The organism is Vibrio sp. 10N.261.55.A7 (genome assembly GCF_002877365.1).
Lineage (GTDB): Bacteria > Pseudomonadota > Gammaproteobacteria > Enterobacterales > Vibrionaceae > Vibrio.
Genome location: NZ_MCWZ01000332.1, coordinates 1 through 7,114 on the forward strand (window position 1 = coordinate 1; position 7,114 = coordinate 7,114).

Annotated in this window: 7 protein-coding genes; 3 read left to right on the plus strand and 4 right to left on the minus strand. The window is 40.9% G+C overall.

Going from position 1 to position 7,114, the window contains the following annotated elements:
- Window positions 1–81 precede the first annotated feature (81 nt).
- Genes ccoP through ccoN form a run of 4 tightly spaced genes read right to left on the minus strand, consistent with a single transcriptional unit; the run spans window position 82 to window position 3,302 of the window.
- Entirely contained in the window at window positions 82–1,059 is a 978-nt protein-coding gene (gene ccoP, locus BCU12_RS21920; protein ID WP_102406731.1) for a cytochrome-c oxidase, cbb3-type subunit III, read from the minus strand.
- The gene (locus tag BCU12_RS21925) at window positions 1,059–1,232 is read right to left on the minus strand and encodes a cbb3-type cytochrome c oxidase subunit 3 (RefSeq protein WP_102406721.1); all 174 of its coding nucleotides are present in this window, start codon (window positions 1,230–1,232) and stop codon (window positions 1,059–1,061) included. The genes ccoP and BCU12_RS21925 overlap by 1 nt, the downstream gene beginning before the upstream one ends.
- Window positions 1,233–1,241: 9 nt before the next feature.
- Complete coding sequence (ccoO, locus tag BCU12_RS21930; RefSeq protein WP_102406723.1) at window positions 1,242–1,862, minus strand: cytochrome-c oxidase, cbb3-type subunit II; 621 nt, start codon at window positions 1,860–1,862, stop codon at window positions 1,242–1,244.
- 12 nt (window positions 1,863–1,874) lie between these two features.
- Window positions 1,875–3,302, minus strand: a complete 1,428-nt coding sequence (ccoN, locus tag BCU12_RS21935) for a cytochrome-c oxidase, cbb3-type subunit I (RefSeq protein WP_198599409.1) — start codon at window positions 3,300–3,302, stop codon at window positions 1,875–1,877.
- 256 nt (window positions 3,303–3,558) lie between these two features.
- Here ccoN and BCU12_RS21940 point away from each other — a divergent pair, with 256 nt between their 5' ends.
- The 3 genes from BCU12_RS21940 to BCU12_RS21950 all read left to right on the plus strand — a co-directional run bounded on the left by BCU12_RS21940 (window position 3,559) and on the right by BCU12_RS21950 (window position 6,933).
- Entirely contained in the window at window positions 3,559–3,930 is a 372-nt protein-coding gene (locus tag BCU12_RS21940; RefSeq protein WP_102406726.1) for a hypothetical protein, read from the plus strand.
- Between the two features lie 151 nt (window positions 3,931–4,081).
- Window positions 4,082–5,197 carry an FIST N-terminal domain-containing protein gene (locus tag BCU12_RS21945; protein ID WP_241909892.1) on the plus strand — a complete coding sequence of 372 codons (1,116 nt, stop codon included), beginning with the start codon at window positions 4,082–4,084 and terminating at the stop codon, window positions 5,195–5,197.
- 14 nt (window positions 5,198–5,211) lie between these two features.
- Window positions 5,212–6,933, plus strand: a complete 1,722-nt coding sequence (locus BCU12_RS21950; RefSeq protein WP_102406730.1) for a response regulator — start codon at window positions 5,212–5,214, stop codon at window positions 6,931–6,933.
- Window positions 6,934–7,114: the final 181 nt, after the last annotated feature.

Below are 7,114 nucleotides of genomic sequence, written 5' to 3' on the forward strand. Positions count from 1 at the left end.
CAGCTCTACAACTAAAGAAAGAAGAATATAAAACTATAGAAAAGACAGCCCCTTATAAAGGGGCTGTTATTGAATTGTTACTTATTTTTCGGAGTTTGTTAGACCCCAAACGTAAGCGGAAACTAGCTGAACTTTATCTTCGCCTAGAATATCCTTCCAAGCTGGCATTACGCCCGAACGACCGTTCATTACTGTCTCTGTTACATCTTTACGCGAACCACCAAATAGCCAGTTTTGGTCAGTTAGGTCAGGTGCACCAACAGCAGGGTTACCCTTACCATCAGTACCGTGACACGCTGCACACACAACGAATCGAGCTTTACCCGCCGCTGCTTCACGTGCATTCACTGAACGACCTGAAAGGCTTAATGTGTAAGTTACAACTTCAGCAACCCCATCTTCGCCTAATGCATCTTTCCATGCTGGCATCTGGCCAACACGACCTTGCATTATCGTGGTAACAATCGCTTCTGGTTCTCCACCATACAGCCATGCATCATCAGTTAGGTTAGGGAAACCTTTCTGACCACGAGCATCGGAACCATGACACTGTGAACAGTTTTGCAAGAACAAACGTTGACCTACTTTTACTGCTTCTTCATCAGCCGCAATTGCAGGAATTGAACGCAAGTCAGTGCCGTTCTCTTCATAAGCAAGTCGCTTAAATGCTTCACCAAAATAAGTGTCTGCGTCATCAAGTTCTTTTGCATATTGATCAAGGTGTTTGTTCGCTTGAGAAGCCGCAACAGATGCACGTGATTCTTCGATGGTACGTACTGTCTGATCAGAACTTGTCCAACCTAGAACACCTTTAAAGTTACCAAGTCCTGGATACAGGATGAAGTAGATAACAGCAAAGACTAAGGTACTCACGAACAAATAAGACCACCATTTAGGTAGAGGATTGTTTAGTTCGCGAATACCATCGTATTCATGCCCCATATCCTCTCCAGACTCGACGCCTGTCTTATCGTTAATACACCAACGAAGTAGGGCGGCACAGCCAATCAATGTACCGATACTGATTACGGTGACAAAAACACTCCAGAATGTACTCATCATTTAGTCACTCCTTCGTTTGTTTTATTCGTTGGTAATTCGTCATCAAATACCAGGTTCGCATCTTCATCAAAACGAGATTTGCGGTCTTTTCCGTAAGCCCACCAAACGATCCCCATGAAACAAGCAAAAACGGTAACAGTCCAAACACTTTGAAAAGTAATAATATCCATAATTATGCCTTATTTCATTGCGTGACCAAGAGATTGAAGATAAGCGATGATTGCATCCATCTCTGATTTACCTTCTACATCTTGCTTTGCGTTAGCAATCTGTTCATCAGTGTAAGGAACACCAAATTGATTGCGGAAAATTTCTAGCTTCTTCTGAGTATGTTTACCATCAAGAATATTGGTTTCTAACCAAGGGAAGCCAGGCATATTTGATTCTGGTACCAATTCACGAGGGTCGATTAAGTGAACACGATGCCACTCATCAGAATAACGACCACCTACACGCGCCAGATCTGGACCAGTACGCTTAGAACCCCATAGGAATGGGTGTTCCCAAACGTGTTCACCTGCTACAGAATAATGACCATAACGCTCCGTTTCAGAACGGAAAGGACGGATCATTTGGCTGTGACAAACATTACAACCTTCACGGATATAGATATCACGACCTTCCATTTCCAGAGCGGTGTAAGGGCGTAAATTTTCTACTGGTTCATTCGTTTGCTTTTGAAACATCAACGGAGCAATTTCAACCAATGCACCAAAACTGATTGCTATAACAATAAGAATTGCCAATAAGCCAACGTTTTTCTCGATTAGTTCATGCCAGTTTTTTGAATTCGAGCTCATTCTTAAATCTCCTTAAGCCGGTTGAGGGATAGCTTTAAGGCTATCTTTAGGCGCGGTGATTGTTTTGTACGAGTTGTATGCCAGTAAGAACATACCTGATAGGAAGATTAAACCACCTAGGAAACGTACAAAGTAGAATGGGTAAGATGCTTCTACAGATTCAACAAAGCTGTAAGTTAACGTACCGTCTGAGTTAACAGCGCGCCACATAAGACCTTGCATTACACCTGAAATCCACATTGCGACAATGTAGAAAACCGTACCAATCGTTGCTAACCAGAAGTGAACGTTGATCAGTGAGACTGAGTACATGCGCTCTTGACCAAATAAACGCGGTACTAGGTGATAAATTGAACCGATAGAGACCATTGCAACCCAACCTAACGCACCAGAGTGAACGTGACCAACTGTCCAATCCGTATAGTGAGAAAGAGCGTTAACCGTTTTAATTGCCATCATAGGGCCTTCAAAGGTGGACATACCGTAGAAAGACAGAGAAACAACTAAGAAACGTAAAATAGGGTCATAACGAAGCTTATGCCATGCACCAGATAGCGTCATAATACCATTGATCATACCACCCCAAGATGGAGCGAATAGAACCAAAGACATCACCATACCAAGAGATTGAGTCCAATCTGGTAGCGCAGTGTAGTGCAAGTGGTGAGGACCAGCCCAAATATATAGAGAGACTAGCGCCCAGAAGTGAACGATAGACAAACGATAAGAATAAACAGGACGTTCTGCTTGTTTTGGTACGAAGTAATACATCATACCTAAGAAACCAGCAGTAAGAAGGAATCCAACCGCGTTATGGCCATACCACCATTGTATCATCGCATCGATAGCACCAGAATATAATGAGTAAGACTTACCCATTGATACCGGAATTGCCATGCTGTTTACGATATGCAATACCGCGACAGTGATGATAAAGGCACCGAAAAACCAGTTTGCTACATAAATGTGGGAGGTTGTACGTTTGATTAATGTTCCAAAGAACACAACCGCATACGCTACCCAAACGAGAGTAATAGCAATATCGATTGGCCATTCTAACTCAGCGTATTCTTTACCTGAGGTTAAACCTAAAGGTAACGTAATCGCTGCTGATAGAATAATTGCTTGCCATCCCCAAAAAGTGAACGGGACAAGAAGACCACCGAATAAACGAGTTTGACAAGTACGCTGCACAACATAATAAGATGTTGCAAAAAGGGCGCTAGTACCAAACGCAAAAATAACTGCATTAGTATGCAGTGGACGTAAGCGACTGTATGTCAGCCACGGAGTATCAAAGTTCAGCTGGGGCCAAACTAGTTGAGCGGCAATCAAAACACCAACAGCCATGCCAACAATACCCCAAAGAATGGTCACAAGGGTAAATTGACGAACGACTGTATAGTTGTAGTTTTGTTCAAGCTGCTTTTCTTGGCTCATTTGCATGCTTCCATTTTTTTATTAACTACACTTTACTTCCAACACGACAAGTGTCGTAATGCCACCCAAATCCTTTGGAAATATAAGCCTTAATTTGGCAATTCAATTCCATTATCAACTTTTAAAAAGTGGCACTTTCAAGGCGAAACTATACTTGAATTAACAATTTAATGACAGCTCAGTAACCTTGCAAACGGTCAGGTTTTGTGGGTTTTTTTGAAAAATTTGAACTTAATTACGTGGAGAGAGAATATCAATGGCAGCTCAAGCCCTAACAAAAGGAAGACTTGTTCAAATAGTAATCACCCTCGCTATTTTAATCGGGGCATTCAGTTGGCGAACAATCACGCATTCAGAAGCTCAATCTGTCGACTGTAAACAGCAAACTACTTGTTCATTTAATGTAAAAAACACAAATATTGAAGTGGTATTCAGTCAAGATCAATTAACACTGACCGTTAACGACCCAAATATAGACGTTTACAGTACATTAGAAGTAATAGATTCAAATGAGAATCAATCCACACTAAGTCTTTCAAAATCATCACGTAGCCAACCTCAATCGTTCAAGTTTACATTCGCAAATAACGATATATATCAAGTTACTATTAATAACATGCCTCAATAGTTCTTTTAATCAGTGTAGACATAGTTAGGTATGCAATTTTATTGTATAAAACAGTAGACGCTAATAACACAAAGATGACGTTATGCAGTTCAATACTCACATTTCTCACAAGTCAGCTCCGCTTAGTGCGGTTAAAGAGATCGTAGCCAGCATCTCTCATGACAATTTGTCTGCGGTGATTTGTTATTTCACACAAGAGTATTCAGCGAAAGAATTACAACAAGCCTTCCATCTGTTATTGCCAAACATACCAATTATTGGGTGCTCCAGCTGCAAAGGCGTGATGACAGAAAAGGGGGTTCACTTTGGACCTGTCGTTGGCGTTCTTACAATACAAGATGAGAAGAGTTCAGCCTATGGCTCAGCTTTGGTCGAAACAAACGAATTTCATGATATTAAAGAATCAGCAAACGAAGCCTTGAATCAAGCGCTGAAAAAAGCGAATAGAATTGGTGAAGTGCCTAGTTTCATTGTTCTACATGCAACTCCTGGTATTGAAGAGCCCTTAATAGAAGCCATTGATGAGTATTTTCACACCCAAGTGCCTATCATTGGTGGAAGTGCCGCTGATGACCGAATCGAAGGACATTGGTCTATATTCACGGAAACTGGCTCAACGACTGCTGGTCTAGCATTGCAGTTATTCTACTCCTCCAAAAATGTAACAGCGGGCCTTAGCGCCGGGTACTCACCAACAGAGTTCATTGGAACGGTTACTAAAGCAAATAATAGAGAGCTACTTGAAATTGACCATCAACCAGCGAAAGATGTTTACTTGGAATGGATAAGCGATCACGCTGGGATTGAACTACCGAACCACTTTGTATTTGATCTCGTCACAGAGTTTCCAATTGGAAGATCCGTTGGGAAGGTGTACTCGAAACCCTACTATAAACTTTCTCATCCGATAAATATCACGGATAACAAAGGCCTATTATTGTTTACCAACGTTCAGCAGGGGGATGAAGTAACCTTGATGTCTGGGGGAAAGAAGCAACTCATCGCGAGAGCATCTAGAATTATCAACGAGACCAAACACCAAATTCAATTTGAGAACGATGTTATTGGCGCCATTTGTATAATATGTGCAGGTGCTATGCTCTATTTGAAGCAAGATATCCATGACGTTTTCAAAAACATCCTTCAAGAGCTTAACAACCGGCCGTTTATATGTCCTTTTACTTATGGGGAGCAGGGGAGGTTTATTGATGGTAAGAATGCCCACGGCAACTTGATGATCTCGTCAGCAGTATTCCACTCAAATTAAATTAGTGCATAGTAATGAATATCGAAGAAGAACTTAATGAAACGCTACTAGAACTAAAAAGAAGCCAACAAAGAGAGGCGAGGCTAGCGCTGGAAAATAGAGCCATTTTAGATTCTATTTCAGCCATTACAGGTTCAAAAAATAAGCATGAAATATTCCATGAGTTGAAGCGAACACTGGCTCTTTACATCGATTTTGATGACTTTGTTGTATTAAGTAAAACACCAAATGAAACATCCTTTAAAACATTCCTTACCTCTAATTCCGCATTCGTTAATCTTATGTGGCCGCAAGACTCTAAGTTTTTGAGAGTTTTAAACGGCGACTGCATTATCCTTTTTGCCCCCAATGAATTATCTGAGTTTTCGAACCTAAGCAGCTTTGTAAAAGATCAGATTAATTCAGCATTAGTGACAGGAATAAATGCAGCTACTTCTCAGTCAGTCGTTATGCTGTTAGGCGGAAGAAAAGGGCAGTTTTCAATGTCGACACGCGATACGTTGTCACGTTTCAGACCACTTTTAGAGCGAGCTCTAATAGACATTGAACAGAAAGAAAGCCTAACCGAACTGGTTGCTATTCGAACGAATGAACTGAAACTTGCCAGAGAAAAAGCAGAGCAAGCGAGCCAGGCTAAAACCCAGTTCCTAGCCATGATGAGCCATGAATTGAGAACGCCTCTAAACTCCGTACTTGGGTTTATTGAAATTCTAGAAGACGATCTTATAAAAAAAGAGCAGTTAAAAATGCTTTCAAAAATGGAATCTTCTGCAGAGCATTTACTCGTATTAATTGATGATATTTTAGATCTAACAAAAATTGAATCTGGAAAATTTTCTATACAAAACCAGTGGTTTAACCTTAAAGACTGCTTATTTCAAGCAACGGAACAATATTTCGAGGACGCATCCCAAAGACATATATCCTTTACAAGGGACTTTACCGCTCTTGATTCAAACCTCTACTGGCTAGACCCAATTCGACTCACACAAATCGTATTTAACCTACTTGGTAATGCCATCAAATTCACTCATACAGGTGGCGTCAAGATTTCAGCATGTGTTCGAAATGACGCACTGTCTATATTCATTAGCGACACAGGTGTCGGCATAGACAGTTCTCGGCTAAGTTTATTGTTTACACCATTCAAACAAGCAGACAGTTCTATAACAAGAAAGTATGGTGGTTCAGGGTTAGGTCTTGCTATCACCAAACGACTTGTTGACTTCATGGGTGGTGATATATCTGTAAAAAGTGAACTCGCTGTTGGGACATCATTTAAAATCTCATTTCCTGTCAGTCAAAAAAGCCAAGAAACAGAAGCTAGATTACGAGAAAGCGAACTAGAGCCACGAGCAATAAGACCTGCAAATGTCCTGGTAGTAGAAGACACGTTGACGAACCAAATGGTCATCAAATTGATGTTAGAAAAGGTAGGTTACAGCGTAACAACACTCTCTAATGGTCAAGACGCAGTGGAGCACTTAAAAACCAGGAATACAGACTATGGCGCAGTGATAATGGATTTATCCATGCCTGTAATGGATGGTTTGACAGCAACGAAGTTAATTCGAAAGTTCAATAAGGAACTTCCAGTTATCGCATTAACGGCTCACGCAATGGAAAAAGACAGACAAGATTGCTTACACGCAGGCATGAACGTATTTGTCACCAAGCCGATCAGGCGTGAACAGATCCTCAACGCACTAGAAAGCGTAGTAACCAAAAATAGTTAAATTAAGAACTAAGAGCAAACCTAAGAATCAGATTATTAGGTTTGCTCTTAGTTCTTAATTTAACTATTTTTGGTTACTACGCTTTCTAGTGCGTTGAGGATCTGTTCACGCCTGATCGGCTTGGTGACAAATACGTTCATGCCTGCGTGTAAGCAATCTTGTCTGTCTTTTTCCATTGCGT

Coding starts and splice junctions, on each gene's coding strand:
- ccoP (WP_102406731.1), bottom strand. CDS start 1,059: ATGAGTACATTCTGGAGTGTTTTTGTCACCGTAATCAGTATCGGTACA.
- BCU12_RS21925 (WP_102406721.1), bottom strand. CDS start 1,232: ATGGATATTATTACTTTTCAAAGTGTTTGGACTGTTACCGTTTTTGCT.
- ccoO (WP_102406723.1), bottom strand. CDS start 1,862: ATGAGCTCGAATTCAAAAAACTGGCATGAACTAATCGAGAAAAACGTT.
- ccoN (WP_198599409.1), bottom strand. CDS start 3,302: ATGAGCCAAGAAAAGCAGCTTGAACAAAACTACAACTATACAGTCGTT.
- BCU12_RS21940 (WP_102406726.1), top strand. CDS start 3,559: ATGGCAGCTCAAGCCCTAACAAAAGGAAGACTTGTTCAAATAGTAATC.
- BCU12_RS21950 (WP_102406730.1), top strand. CDS start 5,212: ATGAATATCGAAGAAGAACTTAATGAAACGCTACTAGAACTAAAAAGA.